Genomic DNA, 18,033 nt, shown 5'->3' with positions numbered 1-18,033 from the left:
CATGCCAGCGGGCCCGGTCCGCCACCTGCTCGTCCTCGGCGGGACGACGGAGGGGCGGGCGCTGGCCGCCGCCCTCGACGGCCGCCCGTCCCTGCGGGTCACCAGCTCACTGGCCGGCCGGGTCGCCCAACCCCGGCTGCCCGTCGGGGAGGTGCGGATCGGCGGCTTCGGCGGCGCGGACGGCCTGGCGGACTGGCTGCGCGCCGAGCGGGTGGACGCCGTCGTGGACGCCACCCACCCGTTCGCGGCCGGCATCTCGCACAACGCCGCCCTCGCGGCCGCCTCCACCGGCGTGCCGCTGCTGGTGCTCCGCCGCCCCGGCTTCACCCCCGTCGAGGGGGACCGCTGGCTCCCCGTCCCCTCGCTAGCCGCGGCCGCCGAGCTGCTGCCGCTGCGCGGGGAGCGGGTCTTCCTCACCACCGGCCGGCAGAGCGTCGCCGCCTTCGCCCACGTGGTCGGCGCCCACTTCATCGCCCGCTCGGTGGACCCGCCCGAGCCGCCACTGCCGCCCTCGTTCGAAGTGCTGCTGGACCGCGGCCCGTTCACGATCGCGGGCGAGGAGGAGCTGCTGCGCCGGCTCGCCGTCGACGTCCTGGTCACCAAGGACAGCGGCGGCGCCGCGACCGCCCCCAAGCTGACCGCCGCCCGCGGGCTCGGCCTGCCCGTCATCATCGTGGAGCGCCCGCCGGTGCCGGAGGGCGTGCCGGTCGTCCCGGACGTCGAGGGCGCGGTGCGCTGGCTGGAGCAGCGGGGCTGAGTCCGGTCCGCGGAAGGACCGGGCGGCCGGTTCCGCAACGTCCACGACGGCGGCACCGGCGAATAGCGCGGAACGGACCCAGAGAGGGAGCACCGTGCGGACCCGCCGGAAGGAACGCCACACCCCCGGGCCGTCGGCCCCGTGGAACGAGATCGTCCCCGGGCTGTGGATGGGCGGGCACTACTTCACCCCGTCCGGCGGCGAACGGGAACCCGCCGTCGTCCGGGGCGAGTTCGACCTGGTGGTCAGCCTGTACACACGCCCCGGGCACGGCCCGGGCCCGGGGGTGGAGCACGTCGTCCGGGAGGTGCCGGACGATCCGCTCTCCCCCGGACAGCTGCTGGCCGTACAGGAGGCGGCCGAGCTCACGGCGGCGGCCGTCCGCCGGGGCCGCCGGACGCTGGTGCGCTGCCACTCGGGCTACAACCGCTCGGGTCTGGTGGTGGCGCAGGCACTGGTCGGCCTCGGCCGCGACACCGGCGAGGCGGTGCGGCTGGTGCGGGAGGGGCGGTCACCCTGGGCGTTGAACAACCCGGTGTTCGTGGAGTACCTGAACACCGGGTTGGACGTGGCCATCCTGCTGACCGGCCTCGACGAGTGAGACCGGCAGCAGGATGACTGACCGTCAGATGACCCTCTCCGCGCGTCAGATGTCGCGGAAGGTCTCGATCCGGGCGCCGATCGAGTTGAGGCGCTCGGCGAGGTCCTCGTAGCCGCGGTTGATCACGTAGACGTTGCGAAGGACCGAGGTGCCCTGGGCGGCGAGCATCGCGAGGAGGATGACGACGGCCGGGCGCAGGGCCGGCGGGCACATCATCTCGGCGGCGCGCCAGCGGGTGGGGCCCTGGACCAGGACGCGGTGCGGGTCGAGGAGCTTGACGTCCGCGCCGAGGCGGGTCAGCTCGGTGAGGTAGATCGCGCGGTTGTCGTAGACCCAGTCGTGGATCATCGTGGTGCCGTGCGCGGCCGCGGCGATGGCGGCGAAGAACGGCACGTTGTCGATGTTGATGCCGGGGAACGGCATCGGGTGGATGGTGTCGATCGGCGCGGTCAGCTTGGACGGGCGCACGGTGAGGTCGACCAGGCGGGTGTGGCCGTTGTGGGCCCGGTACTCGGGGGTGCGGTCGTAGTCGAGGCCCATGCCTTCGAGTACCGCGAGCTCGATCTCCAGGAACTCGATCGGCACCCGGCGGATCGTCAGCTCGGAGGAGGTGACGACGGCGGCGGCGAGCAGGCTCATCGCCTCCACCGGGTCCTCGGCCGGGGTGTAGTCGACGTCGCAGGTGATCTCCGGGACGCCGTGCACGGTGAGGGTGGTGGTACCGATGCCCTCGATCTTCACACCCAGCTTCTCCAGGAAGAAGCACAGGTCCTGGACCATGTAGTTGGGCGAGGCGTTGCGGATGACGCTGATGCCGTCGTGCCGCGCGGCGGCCAGCAGGGCGTTCTCGGTGACGGTGTCCCCGCGCTCGGTCAGCACGATCGGGCGGTCCAGCGGGGCGCCCGGCTCGACCGAGGCGTGGTAGGCGCCGCCGGTGGTGGCGACCTCCAGGCCGAAGCGGCGCAGCGCGGTCAGGTGCGGCTGGACGGTGCGGGTGCCGAGGTCGCAGCCGCCCGCGTACGGGATGGCGAAGTGCTGGGCGCGGTGCATCAGCGGGCCGAGGAACATCAGCACGCTGCGGGTCCGGCGGGCGGCCTCGACGTCCATCGCCTCGAGATCGAGCTCGGCGGGCGGGGTGAGTTCGAGGTCGCGGCCCTCGTTGATCCAGCGGCTCTTGACGCCGATGCTGGTGAGGACTTCGAGGATGCGGTAGACCTCCTCGATCCGGGCGACGCTGCGGATCGTGGTGCGGCCGGTGGTCAGCAGCGACGCGCAGAGGATCGCGACGCAGGCGTTCTTGCTGCTGCGGACGTCGATCGCGCCGGAGAGCCGGGTGCCGCCCGCGACGCGCAGGTGCATCGGGCCGGAGTAGCCGAGGGAGACGATCTCGCTGTCGAGGGCTTCGCCGATGCGGGCGATCATCTCAAGGCTGACGTTCTGCTTGCCCTGTTCGATGCGGTTGACCGCGCTCTGGCTGGTGCCGAGGGCCTCTCCGAGCTGCGCCTGGGACCAGCCGCGGTGCTGGCGCGCGGTACGGATGAGGGTGCCGATACGGGTGAGGTAGTCGCCTGTCACTCGGCAGACCATATCTCACGGTTGAGATGGCGGCAGAATCAACGGCGGGCAAGGCGCCACATTTGTCCGTTTCTCACCCCGTATGGTCGTCAGATCTTCACATCACCGCACGATATTGCTGAGCTTCGGCTGTATGAACCCAGCGGGGGCAGCGTGGGGTGCGCGGCACTCAACTCGACGCTCCCCGGGGGCCGAGCGGTTCGGCCCGACCGACGATCGTGCCCGCGCGGTCGATGCAGATCACGTCCACCGCGACCGGCGAGCCCACCAGCACGTCGAGCGCCGTCGCCCGGGCCGCCTCGGCGACCAGGTCACCGAGCGGGACCCCGGCCGCGCGGCACAACTGCACCGCCTCCAGCCCGGTGTTGGCCGCCGCCACCGCTGCGGCCAGCGCCTCGTCCGCCCCGCCCCGGCGGGCCAGTTCGGCCAGGTACCCCTTGTCCACCTGGGAACGCGCCGAGTGCAGGTCCAGGTGTCCGGCCGCGAGCTTGGACAGCTTGGCGAAACCGCCCGCGATGGTCAGCCGGGGCACCGGGTGGCGCTTCAGGTACTTGAGCACGGCGCCGGCGAAGTCACCCATGTCCAGCAGCGCGTCCTCGGGCAGGCCGTGCACCGCGACCGCGACCTTCTCCGAGGTCGAACCGGTGCAGCCGGCCACGTGCGTGCGCCCCGCCGCCCGGGCCACGTCCACACCGCGCCGGATGGAGTCGATCCAGGCCGAGCAGGAGTAGGGGACGACGATCCCGGTGGTCCCGAGGATCGACAGGCCGCCGAGGATGCCGAGCCGCGGGTTCCAGGTCGAGCGGGCGATCTCCTCGCCGTGGTCGACCGAGATCTCGACCACCACGTCCCCGCTGCCGCCGTGCTCGGCGGCCACCTCGGCGACGGCGTCCCGGATCATCTGCCGGGGCACCGGGTTGATCGCGGGCTCGCCGACGGCCAGCGGCAGCCCGGCCTTGGTGACCGTGCCCACCCCGGGACCGGCCCGGAACACCACCCCGGCCCCCGGCTCGCCGGCCCGCACGGTCGAGCGGATCAGCACGCCGTGGGTGACGTCGGGGTCGTCTCCGGCGTCCTTGACCACTCCGGCCATCGCGCTCCCGGCCGCCCCGGGTCCGCCGTCGAGCAGCTGCTCGGCGGCCAGGGCGAAGGCGGGCCGCTGGCCCTTGGGCAGGGTGATGACCACCGGGTCCGGGAACTCGCCGGTGAGCAGCGCGGTGTACGCGGCCTTGGTGGCGGCGGTGGCGCAGGCGCCCGTCGTCCAGCCGTGCCGCAGCCCGCTGCTCTTCAGCTGACCGGCCCGGCCTCCCGGCTGGGATCCAGCCCCGGCCCCCGGCTGGGCCCCGGCTCCCGCTGCGGCCACCTGCGCCTCGCTTCCGACGGCGCCCGCGCCGTCCTGCTCTCCCGGGCGGCCGCACCGGCCGCCGCCGCCGATTTTCCCCCATTCGCCCGGCCGGGGCCCGACCGGGGTGGCCTGCGCGGACCCGCGCCGCGAACCGCCGGAGCGGGTGCACGGACCACGGGCCCGCATGCGCGAGCTGCGGCGCAGTCGCCGCTCCACGTTCCCGAAGAGTTCGCTGCACGGCCCTCGCCCCCGGGGCCTACCAGTGAGTAATCTGGCGGTCCGCCAGGAGCGGAGTTCATGACACATCGGCCCGGCACAGGGGTTGTCCATCCCGCCGGGCCATCAGTCTGTGGGGGTTTTTGTGGCAGGGATGAGTCGGCGTACGTTCCTCACCGGTACGTCGGTGGCCGCCGCGTGGTCGGCCTTGTCGCTGGGCGGCGCGCAGTTCGCCTCGGCCGCGGCGCGCGACCAGGCTCTGGCGGCGACGGCCGCCCGGGCGGTCACCGTGACCGGGACCACTCTGGAGCAGGTGGCCACGCCCGTCGGCACCGGCGGCTACAAGCGGCTGACGGCCGGACCGGGCTGGCCACTGGTGGTACGCGGCGAGCTCGCGGCGCCGGCCGCCGGACGGGACGACCGCCGCACGGGACTGGCCAGCTTCGTCCAGTTCAGCGACCTGCACCTGGTGGACACCGAGTCCCCGGTGCGCTTCGAGTACCTGGCCAAGTTCAACGGCAGCGCCTACCGGCCGCAGGAGGCCCTGAACGCCCGCGGTGTCTCGGCCCTCGTCGAGCGGGTCAACTCGCTCGCCGGTGGCCCCTACACCGGGATGCCGTTCAGCATGGTGATGGCCACCGGCGACAACACCGATAACCACGAGCTCGCCGAACTCGACTGGTACCTCAAGGTCATGGGCGGCGGCAGGCTCGCCCAGAGCACCGGTGACCCGAACCGCTACGAGGGGGTGCAGAACTCCGGCAACGCGGCCTTCTGGAACCCCGAACTCTCCTACGGCGACGGCTACAAGGCCAAGGGCTTCCCGCAGATTCCGGGCTTCCTGTCCGCCGCCGGCCGCCCCTTCGACGCGCCGGGCCTGCGCACGCCCTGGTACACGACGGTCGGCAACCACGACGACAGCATCGAGGGCACGCTGCCGGACCTCGGCCTGCTCAACGACCTCTACACCGGCCAGTACAAGCTGGAGGGCTGCGACGACGCCACGGCCGCCCAGCTGATGGACTCGCTGCGCCGCGACCCGGCGGGCGCCGTCCTGCTGCTCGCCAAGCTGATCGCCGACGGCGAGGCGGTCCGCCGGATCACCCCGGACGAGCGCCGGAAGCCTTTCACGCTCAAGGAGTTCGCCAAGGCCCACCTGAACCCGGCGGCCACCGGAGCGGGCCCCTACGGGCACGGCTTCACCTCGGACATGGTGAGCAGCGGCAAGCTCTACTACACCTTCCGCATCTCGGAGAAGGTGGTCGGCATCAGCCTGGACACCACCAACCAGGCCGGGTTCGCCGACGGCTCGCTGGGCACCGCGCAACTGCGTTGGCTGGAGCAGCAGTTGAAGGCGCACAGCGGCCACTGGTACGACACCAACGGCAACCGGGTGACGGGCGGCAGCACGGACGACCTGATCCTGGTCTTCAGCCACCACACCAGCACCAGCATGGGCAACCTGCTGCCGGACCCGCGGAACATCTTCGAGAAGCGGCACGACGGCAACGAGCTGGTCGCGCTGCTGCAGCGCTACCCGAACGTGGTCGGGTGGGTGAACGGGCACACCCACATGAACAAGATCACGCCGCACGGCCACGCGGTGCCGGAGCGGGCGTTCTGGGAGATCAACACCGCCTCGCACATCGACTACCCGCAGCACGGCCGGATCATCGAGGTCGTGGACAACGGGGACGGCACGGTCTCGCTGTTCACCACGCTGATCGAATCCTCCGCACCGTACGGGACGGACTTCGGCAGCACCTCGGACGCCAACCTCGCGGCGCTCTACCGCGAGCTGTCGTACAACGACCCGAACGGGCGGGTGACGGCGCTGCTGGGCGCGGGCGAGGACCACAACACGGAGCTGCTGCTCGCCAAGCCGACCCGGTGACGGGTGACGGCTGACGGCTGACGGCTGACGGCTGACGGCGAACAGGTGACAGCTGACAGCTGACAGCTGACAGCTGACAGCTGACAGCGAACAGATTTCATCATCTGTTCGCTGTCATCTGTCACCCGCCACCGGTCACCCGGCCGCCGTCACCCCTCCGGGTAGCGCCGGGGCGTCCAGACGACCTCCACGCCGCCGCCCCGCTCGACCGCCCGGGTCTGCGAGGAGCCGATCAGCAGGATCGTCCGCATGTCGACCAGGGCCGGGTCCAGTTCGCCGAGCCGGACGATCCGCACCCGCTCGGTCGGCCCGCCGACGTCCCGCGCCATGACCACCGGGGTCTCCGGTGCGCGGTACTCCAGCAGCAGGTCCCGGGCGAGTCCGACCTGGGTGGTGCGGGACTGCGAGCCCGGGTTGTACAGCGCGAGCACCAGGTCCGCCTCGGCGGCGGCGCGCAGTCGCTTGGCCACCACGTCCCAGGGCTTGAGCCGGTCCGAGAGCGACACCGTCGCGTAGTCGTGCCCGAGCGGGGCGCCGGCCCGGGAGGCGGCCGCGTGGGCTGCGGTCACTCCCGGCAGGACCCGCACCGGAACGTCCCGGTAGGCCTCCTCGCAGGCGACCTCCAGGACGGCGGTGGCCATCGCGAACACCCCCGGGTCGCCCGAGGAGACGACCGCGACCCGGTGTCCGCGCCGGGCGAGCTCCAGGGCGTACTCGGCGCGCTCGGACTCGACCTTGTTGTCCGAGCCGTGCCGCCGCTGGCCCGGACGCTCCGGCACCCGGGCCAGGTAGGTGGTGTAGCCGACCAGGTCGGTGGCCTCGGCCAGCGCGCCGCGCGCCTCGGGGGTGAGCCAGAGCGGCCCGGCCGGCCCGGTGCCGACGACGGTCACACTGCCCACGCCCTCCGACAGCCGGACCTCGGGCTCCAGCGGCGCGACCTTGCTGGGCAGCACCGCGACCGAGAAGTACGGCACCGTCTCGCCGTCGACCTCGGCGAGCGGCGCGATGCGCTCCCCCGCCATGAAGGCCCGCTCGACGTACTGGGCGTCCGCGAGCCGCCCGGCCCGCTCCAGGGCGCGGCGGACGGTCGGGAAGGTCCGGCCGAGCTTCATGATCACGGCGGAGTCGGCGGAGGCGATCCGCGCCGTCAGCTCCTCCTCGGGCAGCGTGCCCGGGATGACGGTGAGCGTCTCCTCGGCCTCGGTCAGCGGCTGTCCGAGCCGGGCCGCCGCCGCGCTGACCGAGGTCACGCCGGGCACCACCTCGGTCGGGTAGCGGTGCGCGAGCCGCTTGTGCATGTGCTGGTAGGAGCCGTAGAAGAGCGGGTCGCCCTCGGCGAGGACGACGACGTCGCGCCCGGCGTCCAGGTGGGCGGCCAACCGGGCGGCGGCCTCCTCGTAGAACTCGTCCAGCGCGCCGCGGTAGCCGCCCGGGTGGTCGGTGGTCTCGACGGTGAGCGGGTAGACCAGCTTCTCCTCGATCTGACCACCCGTCAGGTAGCGCTCGGCGATCGAGCGTGCGATGGACCGGCCGTGCCGGGCGCTGTGGTACGCCACCACGTCGGCCTTGCCGATGAGTTCGGCGGCGCGGACGGTCACCAGCGACGGGTCGCCCGGGCCGAGCCCGACGCCGTACAGCCGCCCGGTCGAAGGCTTCTGATCGTCCGTCACTCTTCTTCGCTCGCAATCGCGTTGATGGCGGCGGCGGCCATCGCGCTGCCGCCGCGCCGGCCGCGGACCACCAGGTGCTCCAGGCCGGAGGGGTGCTCGGCCAGGGCCTGCTTGGACTCGGCGGCGCCGATGAAGCCGACCGGGACGCCGATCACCGCGGCCGGGCGCGGCGCACCCGCCTCGATCATCTCCAGCAGCCGGAACAGCGAGGTCGGCGCGTTGCCGACGGCGACCACCGCGCCCTCCAGGCGGGGCAGCCACAGCTCCATGGCCGCGGCGCTGCGGGTGTTGCCCATCGCGCGGGCGAGTTCGGGCACCGACGGGTCGGTGAGGGTGCAGATCACCTCGTTGTCGGCGGGCAGCCGTTTGCGGGTCACGCCGCTCGCGACCATGTTGACGTCGCAGAGGATCGGCGCACCGGCGTGCAGTGCGGCGCGCGCGGAGGCGACCACGCCGGGCGAGTACACCAGGTCCTCGACCAGGTCGACCATCCCGCAGGCGTGGATCATCCGCACCGCGACCTGGGAGACGTCCGCCGGGAGGGCGGCCAGATCGGCCTCCGCACGGATGGTGGCAAAGGACTGGCGGTAGATGGACGCGCCGTCCTTCTCGTACTCGATCACTTCGTGGTCCTCCTGGCCTCGGCGACCGCCTCGGCCATCTCCTCGTTCGACACGTCCACGGAAGCAAGAGGCGCCGGTCCGTTGACCGTCACCCGGTAGCCGTGCCCCGTGGCGAGCACGTCCACCCACCGCCCGGCCGGGTGGCCGCAGCGCCGTTCACAACCCGACCAGTGGACGGGCAGCGCACCGGGAACACCGCCCGGAGCCTCGGCGGACACCCCGGCAAGAGCCCCAGCCGCGGCGTCCAGCGCCCGGGCCGCGTCCGCGCGGACGTCGGCGAGCGACTTGGCGCAGCCCGGCAGTCCGGTGCAGGCGGTGGCCCGTTCCCAGGGCGAGCCCGGCCCGGTACGGAAGCCGGCCTCGGCGAGCGCGGGCAGCCGGTCGGCCGACGCACCGGGCAGGACCACGCCGCGCCAGGGCGTCAGCCGCAGCCCACCGGTGGTGGCTCCCACCGCGGCTGAGCCGGGCGCAGCGGTCATAGCAGTCGTAGCAGCGGCAGTGGTCGCAGCGGTCGCGGCCCCCGAGGCGGCGACCAGCGCCCGCCACTGCGCGGCGCTCGCCCGCCCGAAGCGCAGCCCCACCGACAGCCCGCCGGGCAGCACGCCCAGGACGGGCGCCGCACCGGCGAAGGCGGGCAGCGGCACCGGGCCGGCCGGCAGCAGGTCTGGCACCTCGCGCAGGTGCCAGGCCTTGCGCCCGCTGGTGCGCAGCGCGTCCAGGAAGGCGCGGGCAGCGGCCAGCACGGCGGTGACCTCCTGCCCGGCCTCGACCGGGTGCCCGTGGTCGGCGCGCCCGAGCCGCAGCACGGCGGGCCGGTCACCGGCCGACGTCCGGTCCGCGGCGGCACCCCGTGCCCCCGATGGCGAGCCTGCGATCAATGTCACATCGGCGTCGAGCGCGGCGACGTCGCCGCGCCCGTCGTCCAGCGCGAAGAGGAACTTGCCGGAGAGTCCGGCCGCCCAGTCGCTCGCGCACAGCCGCGCGTCCAGTTCCCGTACCCAGGACTGGACATCGGCCGAGGGGGTGCCGTCCAGCCCCGCCGCCGGCGAGGCGACGATGTTGCGGACCCGCTCATGGGTCTCCGAGGGGAGCAGCCCGACGGCGCGCAGCCGCTCGGCGAGGTCCGCCCCGCACTGCGCGGCGAGGCCGCGCAGTTGGACGTTTCCGCGCGAGGTGGTCTCCAACTGCCCGTCGCCCAGGGCCTCGGCGGCCTCGGCCAGGGCCAGTGCCTGACGCTCCGTCAGCAGTCCGCCGGGCAGGCGGATCCGGGCCAGGGCGCCGTCGTCGGCAGGGTGCAGTCGCAGGGCCCCGGGGCAGGCGTCGGCACGCCCCCGGTCGGGCACCTCCCGGGCGGGTACGGCGACGCCCGGCGCGGTGGCGTCGGGTGTCGGTGGCATGGCGGCGAGCATACAGATGATCCGATCGGTTGCCTCCGTCCGCTGCATCACACTCCGGCGCACCCGGCGCGCACGCCGGGCGGGGCGCCGGGCAGGCGCCGGGCGGCCGCGCCGAGCAGCCTGAGCCCGCGGCCGAAAGCTCACTCTCCCCCAGGTCAGCCACACCCCGTACGATGCAGGGCGGACGGTCCCGGCGGACCGTCCGCACGCCAGCGACGGCGCAGGGGAGGAAACCGGTGCAAGCCCGGTGCGGTCCCGCCACTGTGACCGCGGTTCACCGGGAAACCGGTCGGCCGCGGGAGCCAGGAACTCCTGCCGTCCTCCACCGGCCCGGGGCGCGGACCCCGAGGAAGGCAGAAATGCACCAGCGCTGTCGCATGCCCGCGCACGCGTCCACGGCCGCCACCGCGGCCGCCCCGGCCCACATCACGGCCGCCCCGGCCGATTTCCCGGCCGTCCCGGCCGAATCCCCGGCCGTCCTGGCCACCGACGAGGCCGGGAGGGCCTTCACATGATCCTGCTGCTGTCGACGTCCGACACCGACCTGCTCAGCGCCCGGGCCTCCGAGGGCCCGGTGCGCTACCGGCTCGGCAACCCGGCCCGGCTCACCCCCGAGGACCTGCCCGCGCTGCTGGAGGGCACCGAGCTCGTCGTGGTCCGCCTGCTCGGCGGGCGCCGCGCCTGGCAGGAGGGCCTGGACGCGCTGCTGGCCGGCCCCCGCCCGGTGGTGGTGCTGACCGGCGAGCAGGCCCCCGACGCCCAGCTGATGGAGCTGTCCACCGTCCCGGCCGGCATCGCCGCCGAGGCGCACGCCTACCTCGCCCACGGCGGCGCGGCCAACCTGGCCGAGCTGGGCGCCTTCCTCTCCGACACCGTGCTGCTGACCGGCCACGGCTTCGCCCCGCCCGCCTCGGCGCCGGCCTGGGGCCCACTGGAGCGCGAAGCCCGTACGTCCGAGGGCCCGACGGTGGCGGTGCTCTACTACCGCGCCCACCACATGAGCGGCAACACCGCCTTCGTGGAGACGCTCTGCCGGGCCATCGAGGACCAGGGCGCCCGGGCCGCGGCGTACTACTGCGCCTCGCTGCGCGGCGCCGAGCCCGAGCTGCTGGCCGCGCTCGGCGAGGCCGACGCGATCGTCACCACCGTGCTGGCCGCCGGCGGCACCCGGCCGGCCGACGCGCAGGCCGGCGGCGACGAGGAGGCCTGGGACGCGGGCGCGCTGGCCGCGCTGGACCGCCCGATCCTCCAGGCCCTCTGCCTGACCTGGTCGCGCGCCCAGTGGGAGGCCAGCGACGACGGCCTGTCCCCGCTGGACACCGCCACCCAGGTCGCCGTCCCCGAGTTCGACGGCCGCCTGATCACCGTCCCGTTCTCCTTCAAGGAGCTGGACGAGGACGGCCTGACCGTCTACGCCGCCGACCCGGAGCGCGCCGCCCGCGTGGCCGGCACCGCCGTCAGCCACGCCCGGCTGCGGTACGTCCCGGCCGCCGAGCGCCGCCTGGCCCTGGTGCTGTCCGCCTACCCGACCAAGCACGCCCGGGTCGGCAACGCCGTCGGCCTGGACACCCCGGCCAGCGCCGTCCGCCTGCTGAACCGGCTGCGCGAAGAAGGCATGGACCTGGGGAGCGACCTCCCCGGCTTCGACGGCACGGAGGACGAGGGCCACGAGGGCGACGCGATCATCCACGCCCTGATCGCGGCCGGCGGCTACGACCAGGACTGGCTGACCGAGGACCAGCTGGCCCGCAACCCGGTGCGCATCCCCGCCGCCGACTACCGCCGCTGGTACGCCACCCTCCCGCAGGCGCTGCGCGAGCAGGTCGAGGAGCACTGGGGCCCGGCCCCCGGCGAGCTGTACGTCGACCGCTCGCAGAACCCGGACGGCGACATCGTGCTGGCCGCCATCCGCTCCGGGAACCTGCTGGTCCTGATCCAGCCGCCGCGCGGCTTCGGCGAGAACCCGGTCGCCATCTACCACGACCCCGACCTGCCGCCGAGCCACCACTACCTGGCCGCCTACCGCTGGATCGAGGCCGCGCGGGAGGACGGCGGCTTCGGCGCCCACGCCGTCATCCACCTCGGCAAGCACGGCAACCTGGAGTGGCTGCCCGGCAAGACCGCCGCGCTGTCCGCCGAGTGCGGCCCGGACGCCGTCCTCGGCAACCTCCCGCTGATCTACCCCTTCCTGGTCAACGACCCGGGCGAGGGCACCCAGGCCAAGCGCCGCGCCCACGCCACCCTGGTCGACCACCTGGTGCCGCCGATGGCCCGCGCCGACTCCTACGGCGACATCGCGCGCCTGGAGCAGCTGCTGGACGAGCACTCCAACATCGCCGCGATGGACCCGGCCAAGCTGCCGGCCATCCGCGCCCAGATCTGGACCCTGATCCAGGCCGCCAAGCTCGACCACGACCTCGGCCTGGACGAGCGCCCCGAGGACGACGGCTTCGACGACTTCCTGCTGCACGTCGACGGCTGGCTGTGCGAGGTCAAGGACGCCCAGATCCGCGACGGCCTGCACGTCCTCGGCCAGGCTCCGACCGGCACCGACCGGGTCAACATCGTGCTGGCCATCCTGCGCGCCCGGCAGATCTGGGGCGGCGTCAGCGCCCTGCCCGGCCTGCGCGAGGCGCTCGGCCTGGACGAGGCGGCGCTGACCCTCGGCGCCACCGACGCGGCCGAGGCCAGGGCCCGCGCCCTGGTCGAGGCGATGGAGGCGCAGGACTGGGCGCCCGAGGCGGTCGAGAAGGTCACCGCCGAGCTGCCGGAGACCGTCCGGCAGGCCGTCCGCGAGGTGCTGGCCTTCGCCGCCACCCAGGTGGTGCCCCGGCTGTCCGCGACCACCGACGAGCTGGACGCCGTACTGCACGCGCTGCGGGGCGGCTTCGTCCCGGCCGGGCCGTCCGGCTCGCCGCTGCGCGGCCTGGTCAACGTGCTGCCGACCGGCCGCAACTTCTACTCCGTCGACCCGAAGGCCGTACCCAGCAAGCTCGCCTGGGAGACCGGCCAGGCCCTCGCCGCCTCGCTGATCGAGCGCTACACCGCCGACAACGACGGCGCCTACCCGCCCTCGGTCGGGCTCTCGCTCTGGGGCACCAGCGCGATGCGCACCGCCGGCGACGACATCGCCGAGGCGTTCGCCCTGCTCGGCGTCCGCCCGGTCTGGGACGACGCCTCGCGCCGGGTCACCGGCCTGGAGCCGATCCCGCTGGAGGAGCTGGGCCGCCCGCGCATCGACGTGACGCTGCGCATCTCCGGATTCTTCCGCGACGCCTTCCCGCACGTGGTCGCCCTGCTGGACGACGCGGTGCGCCTGGCCGCCGCCCAGGAGGAGGCCGACGAGCAGAACTTCGTCCGGGCCCACGTCCAGGCCGACCTCGCGGTCCACGGTGACGAGCGCAAGGCCACCGTCCGCATCTTCGGCTCCCGCCCGGGCACGTACGGGGCGGGCCTGCTCCAGCTGATCGACAGCCGCGACTGGCGCACCGACGCCGACCTGGCCGAGGTGTACACGGTCTGGGGCGGCTACGCGTACGGCCGCGGACTGGACGGCCGGCCGGCCCGGGAGGAGATGGAGACCGCGTACAAGCGGATCACCGTCGCCGCGAAGAACACCGACACCCGCGAGCACGACATCGCCGACTCGGACGACTACTTCCAGTACCACGGCGGCATGGTCGCCACCGTCCGCGCCCTCACCGGCAAGGCGCCGACCGCCTACATCGGCGACTCCACCCGCCCCGAGACGGTCCGCACCCGGACGCTGACCGAGGAGGCCGCCCGCGTCTTCCGCGCCCGCGTGGTCAACCCGCGCTGGATCGAGGCGATGCGCCGCCACGGCTACAAGGGCGCCTTCGAGATGGCCGCCACGGTCGACTACCTGTTCGGCTACGACGCCACGACCGGCGTGGTCGCGGACTGGATGTACGAGAAGCTGACCCAGGAGTACGTGCTCGACCCCGTCAACCGGGAGTTCCTCGCGGGCGCCAACCCGTGGGCGCTGCACGGCATCAGCGAGCGCCTGCTGGAGGCGGCCAGCCGCGGGCTGTGGGAGCAGCCGGACCCGGAGCTGATCGCGCAGCTGCAGGCCGCGTTCCTGGAGACGGAAGGGGACCTGGAGGGCGGCGAGGGCTGAGGCCCGCCGTCCGGAGGCGCCCGCGGAACGGCGGGTCTCCACCGCGCCACCAGTGTGCCCGTCACCCATTCGGGTGACGGGCACACTGGTGGCGTGCGCTGTCCGAGCGGACAATACGGGGCATGTCGCGCCGCACCCGTCCCACCAGTCCAGCCCTGAGCACGACCCCCGCCGACGACGCCGAGGAGGCGGACGTCGCGGCACCGGGCGTCGCGGAAGCGGGTGTCGCGGAACCGGGTGTCCGGGAAGCGGATGTCCGGGGAGCAGGTGTCCGGGGAGCAGGTGTCCGGGAAGCGGATGTCCGGGGAGCGGAGGAACGCGAGCCGCGCCCGCCGCACCGGTACCGGGCACGGACCGGGTCGCTGGTGGCCGGGGCGGTGCCGGTGCTCGCCTTCCCGGCGCCCGGGCAGGCCTGGCTGGCGTGGATCGCGCTCGTCCCCGGGCTGCTGCTGATGCAGCGGGCGCCCGGGGGGCGGGAGGCGGCGGTGCGCGGGTGGTGGTTCGGGGCCGGGTTCATCCTGACCGCGATGTACTGGCTGGTGCCGTCCATCGGGCCCGGACTGCCGGTGCTCGCGGTGCTGTTCGGGGCGCTGCAGGGCGCCGTCGGGTACGCCGTGCACCGGCTGCTGCGCCCGTCGCTGACCACCCGTCGGGCGCTGCTCGCGCTGCTGGTCGTTCCCGCGGTCTGGGTGTCCGCCGAGTACGCGCGGTCCCTGCCGGCGCTCGGCGGACCGTGGGCGCTGCTCGGCGCCACCCAGTGGCAGCACCCGGCGATCCTCGGGCTGGCCTCCACGGGCGGGATCTGGCTGGTCAGCGCGGCGGTGGCGGCGGTGAACACCGGGGTGCTGATCGCGCTGACCGCGGTGCACTGGCGGCCGCGCGCCGTGGCGGCCGCGGCCGCGGTGCTGGCGCTGCTCTCCGGTCCGGCGCTCTTCGCGCTGCGCGAGGCGCCGACCGGGGCCGGGGCCGTCACGGTGGCGCTGGTCCAGCCCGGCGTCGTCGAGGACCCGCAGGCCCGGTTCGACGCCAGCGCGCGGGCCACCGCCGGCCTGGTCGGGCAGCCGGTGGACCTGGTGGTCTGGGGTGAGAGCAGCACCACCGCCGACCTGGACCACGACCCCACCACCCTGGACGCGCTGCGCCGACTCGCCGCGACCACCGGCGCCCGGATCATCGCCGGGGAGGACGCGCGCAAGGCGGACGGACGGATCTCCAAGGACGCGGTGCTGGTCTCCCCGGCGGGCGTGGTGGACCGCTACCGCAAGATCCGGCTGGTGCCGTTCGGCGAGTACATCCCGCTGCGGCCGGTGCTCGGCTGGATCGCCGGGGTCAGCCGGGCCGCGGGCGAGAACCGGGCCCCCGGCACCGCCTTCCACCTGCTGCCGGCCACCGACCGGACGGGCGCGCCGCTGCCCGTCGGGGCGCTGATCTGCTTCGAATCGGCCTTCCCCGACATGGCCCGCACCGCCGCGCGGGACGGCGCCCGGGTGCTGGTCTACCAGTCCTCGACCTCGACCTTCCAGCGCACCTGGGCGCCCGAGCAGCACGTCTCGCTGGCCGCGATCCGGGCCGCCGAGACCGGCCGGCCAGCCGTCCAGGCCTCGCTGACCGGGGTCTCGGCGGCCTTCGACGCGCAGGGCCGGGAGCTCGCCCGGCTCGGCACCGACGGCACCGGCGCGCTGACCGTCCGGCTGCCGCTCACCGCACCCGGGACGCTGACCTGGTACGACCGGGTCGGCGACGTGGTCCCGCTGGGCGCGTTGCTGATCACGGCTGGAGCCGGGGTGACGGCGGTGGCGGCGGGAAGGTCACGGCGCCGGGCCGCCGCGGGGCGCCCGGCTCAGCCCACCGGAGGCGCGTGGTAGACGGCGAACGCGGCCCCCTGGGGGTCGCGCAGCACGGCGGTCCGCCGACCGCCCGGCATGCCGGAGGCGGGCACCAGCACGTCCGCGCCGAGGGCCACCGCCCGGCTGACGGTGAGGTCGGCGTCCGCGCACGAGAAGTACGGCAGCCAGTACGACGGCGCCTCCGGCGAGCGGTCGTCCGTCATCGGCATGCCGCCGAAGTCCTGACCGGCCACGCCCCACTGGGTGTAGTAGTCGGACGGGGAGACGGACCAGTCGAAGACCGCCGGGTAGAAGGCGAGCGCACCGGACGGGTCGCGGGTGACCAGCTCCACCCAGCCGAGCGAGCCGGGCTCGTTGAACACCCCGGCGCCCTTGAACGTACGGGCCTGCCACAGGATGAACACCGCGTGGGAGGGGTCGGCGGCCACCGCGAAGCGGCCGTGGTCGAGCACGTCGGTGGGCTCCTTCAGGAGGCTGCCGCCGGCCTTCTCGACCCGCGCCGCGGTGGCGTCGGCGTCGGCGACCGCGAAGCTGACCGTCCAGGCCGTCGGCTGCCGCGGCCCGTAGCGCGGGGAGATGGCGGCGACCGGGGTGTCCTCCAGGAGCATCTGGACGTAGTCGCCGTCCGCGGGGCGCGCGGCGTCGTCCTCCCGCCAGCCGAAGAGTTCGCGGTAGAAGGCCCGGGCGGCGACCGGGTCGGTGGTGCCCAGTTCGACCCAGCAGGGGCCGTCGGTGGTCACGGAGGTCAGCTTCATCGGTTCGGATTCTCCAGCTCGTGCGCTCGGCCCCCGGCCCTCCCCGCCCAGGATGCGGGGCGGGGAGGGCCGGGGGCGGGCGCTGGTGGGCCGAACGGGGGCTGACGACTGACGGATAACAGCCGACGGACGACAGCTGACAGATTTCAGATAACAGCCGACAGATAACAGATTTCATCATCTGTCATCTGTCAGCCGCCATCCGTCAGTCGTCAGCTGTCACCCGTCAGCGCAGCGCCCGGGCCACCGGGATCCAGAGCTCCGCCTCGGCATCACCCGTCCCCGGGACGAAGCGGGTCTGCAGGATCTCCGGGCCCGGCCGGGCCTCGTACGGGTTGGACGGGAACCACTGGGCGGCCACGTCCCCCCACATCTCCTGCAGCGCCTGCGGGAACGGCCCGGTGTTGGTGAACACCGCCCAGGTGCCCGCCGGCACCTCCAGGACGTCCAGGTCCTCCGGGACCTCGGCGTCCTCGCGCGCCACCACCGCGTGCCAGTAGTCGAGTTCGGACCCCTCCTCGCGGTTCGGGGAGAAGTCGTCGCTCACCGACACGATGCCGACCGGGTCCTGGCCTGCGAGGGCGGTGATCCGCTCGACCGTCTCCCTCCCGAGCCCCTTGATGAACTCGGCTATCCCCGGGTTGATCCCCTGGTAGATCAGGGTGACCCGGGCCTTCCTGCCGACGATCCGGAAGTCCGGCTTCTCGACGACGCGGTATTCCATACTGCTGCTTCCTTCCACGACGAGTCGGAAGGACATCCGGGGCTGGGAGACGAGCACCGCACCGTCGCGCCGGGCCTCGCCCGGTCCGACCCCGTGCATCGCCCGGAACGCCCGGGCGAACGCCTCGCCCGAGGTGTACCCGTACCGGACCGCGACGTCGAGCAACGTCCGCTCGCCGGCGAGGACTTCGGCCCCCGCGACGGTCAGCCGCCGGCGCCGGACGTACTCCGAGAGCGGCATCCCGGCGAGCATCGAGAACAGCCGCCGGAAGTGGTACTCCGACGTCATCGCGATCCGCGCCAGCTCGGTCACGTCGACCTCGCCGTCCAGGTGCCCTTCGATGTGGTCCATCGCCCGGTTCAGGTGTTCCAGCACTCCGACCCCGTCCTTCCTTGCTGATCACCACCGTAGGAAGGACCCACCCTGCCGTACCCGACGATCGGTGCCCGCTCCGGTCGGGTACCGATCGCCGGGTCACCGGTGTACCGGGT

At 73.9% G+C, this 18,033-nt stretch carries 13 protein-coding genes and 1 riboswitch; of the genes, 6 read left to right on the top strand and 7 right to left on the bottom strand.

The features are described from left to right. Position 1: 1 nt before the first annotated feature. The gene (locus ACIRD3_RS02785) at positions 2-757 is read left to right on the top strand and encodes a cobalt-precorrin-6A reductase (protein WP_402210497.1); all 756 of its coding nucleotides are present in this window, start codon (positions 2-4) and stop codon (positions 755-757) included. Between the two features lie 94 nt (positions 758-851). Beyond that, positions 852-1,358: a protein phosphatase gene (locus tag ACIRD3_RS02780; RefSeq protein ID WP_402210494.1), complete on the top strand. Its 507-nt coding sequence runs from the start codon at positions 852-854 to the stop codon at positions 1,356-1,358. A gap of 45 nt (positions 1,359-1,403) precedes the next feature. Here the strand turns inward: ACIRD3_RS02780 and ACIRD3_RS02775 are convergent, their stop codons facing one another. Next, positions 1,404-2,933: a UDP-N-acetylglucosamine 1-carboxyvinyltransferase gene (locus tag ACIRD3_RS02775; RefSeq protein ID WP_402210491.1), complete on the bottom strand. Its 1,530-nt coding sequence runs from the start codon at positions 2,931-2,933 to the stop codon at positions 1,404-1,406. Positions 2,934-3,102: 169 nt separating this feature from the next. Next, complete coding sequence (locus ACIRD3_RS02770; RefSeq protein ID WP_402210488.1) at positions 3,103-4,296, bottom strand: cobalt-precorrin-5B (C(1))-methyltransferase; 1,194 nt, start codon at positions 4,294-4,296, stop codon at positions 3,103-3,105. Positions 4,297-4,648: 352 nt separating this feature from the next. On the opposite strand from ACIRD3_RS02770, the gene ACIRD3_RS02765 reads away from it, so the two are divergent. Then, positions 4,649-6,388 carry a TIGR03767 family metallophosphoesterase gene (locus ACIRD3_RS02765; protein ID WP_402210486.1) on the top strand — a complete coding sequence of 580 codons (1,740 nt, stop codon included), beginning with the start codon at positions 4,649-4,651 and terminating at the stop codon, positions 6,386-6,388. Between the two features lie 149 nt (positions 6,389-6,537). On the opposite strand, the gene ACIRD3_RS02760 is transcribed toward ACIRD3_RS02765, so the two are convergent. Genes ACIRD3_RS02760 through ACIRD3_RS02750 form a run of 3 tightly spaced genes read right to left on the bottom strand, consistent with a single transcriptional unit; the run spans position 6,538 to position 10,078 of the window. After that, positions 6,538-8,058, bottom strand: coding sequence for a precorrin-2 C(20)-methyltransferase (locus ACIRD3_RS02760; protein WP_402210484.1), 1,521 nt, complete (start codon positions 8,056-8,058; stop codon positions 6,538-6,540). Further along, on the bottom strand, positions 8,055-8,681 hold the full coding sequence (locus tag ACIRD3_RS02755; RefSeq protein WP_402210482.1) for a precorrin-8X methylmutase: 627 nt from the start codon (positions 8,679-8,681) through the stop codon (positions 8,055-8,057). The genes ACIRD3_RS02760 and ACIRD3_RS02755 overlap by 4 nt, the downstream gene beginning before the upstream one ends. After that, positions 8,678-10,078, bottom strand: coding sequence for a hypothetical protein (locus tag ACIRD3_RS02750; RefSeq protein WP_402210479.1), 1,401 nt, complete (start codon positions 10,076-10,078; stop codon positions 8,678-8,680). The genes ACIRD3_RS02755 and ACIRD3_RS02750 overlap by 4 nt, the downstream gene beginning before the upstream one ends. Positions 10,079-10,304: 226 nt before the next feature. Further along, positions 10,305-10,390: riboswitch (cobalamin riboswitch) on the top strand. A 47-nt stretch (positions 10,391-10,437) separates the two neighbouring features. On the opposite strand from ACIRD3_RS02750, the gene ACIRD3_RS02745 reads away from it, so the two are divergent. The 3 genes from ACIRD3_RS02745 (at position 10,438) to lnt (ending at position 16,081) form a co-directional block, all read left to right on the top strand. After that, positions 10,438-10,593: a hypothetical protein gene (locus ACIRD3_RS02745; protein ID WP_402210476.1), complete on the top strand. Its 156-nt coding sequence runs from the start codon at positions 10,438-10,440 to the stop codon at positions 10,591-10,593. Beyond that, positions 10,590-14,216 (top strand): cobaltochelatase subunit CobN, encoded by a 3,627-nt coding sequence (gene cobN, locus ACIRD3_RS02740; protein ID WP_402210474.1) that lies wholly within the window; start codon positions 10,590-10,592, stop codon positions 14,214-14,216. The genes ACIRD3_RS02745 and cobN overlap by 4 nt, the downstream gene beginning before the upstream one ends. 365 nt (positions 14,217-14,581) lie before the next feature. Next, a complete protein-coding gene (gene lnt / locus ACIRD3_RS02735) occupies positions 14,582-16,081 on the top strand; it encodes an apolipoprotein N-acyltransferase (RefSeq protein WP_402210471.1) in 1,500 nt (499 codons plus the stop codon). Here the strand turns inward: lnt and ACIRD3_RS02730 are convergent. Together ACIRD3_RS02730 and ACIRD3_RS02725 are read right to left on the bottom strand one after the other, a co-directional pair. Next, a complete protein-coding gene (locus ACIRD3_RS02730) occupies positions 16,057-16,818 on the bottom strand; it encodes a VOC family protein (RefSeq protein ID WP_402210469.1) in 762 nt (253 codons plus the stop codon). The genes lnt and ACIRD3_RS02730 overlap by 25 nt on opposite strands. A gap of 226 nt (positions 16,819-17,044) precedes the next feature. Next, a complete protein-coding gene (locus tag ACIRD3_RS02725) occupies positions 17,045-17,917 on the bottom strand; it encodes a GyrI-like domain-containing protein (RefSeq protein WP_402210466.1) in 873 nt (290 codons plus the stop codon). Between the last annotated feature and the right edge of the window lie 116 nt (positions 17,918-18,033).

Origin of the sequence: Kitasatospora sp. NPDC093550 (genome assembly GCF_044764985.1) — a bacterium.
In the GTDB taxonomy this organism is placed as follows: Bacteria; Actinomycetota; Actinomycetes; order Streptomycetales; family Streptomycetaceae; genus Kitasatospora.
This window is presented reverse-complemented; position numbering and strand designations above follow the sequence as displayed.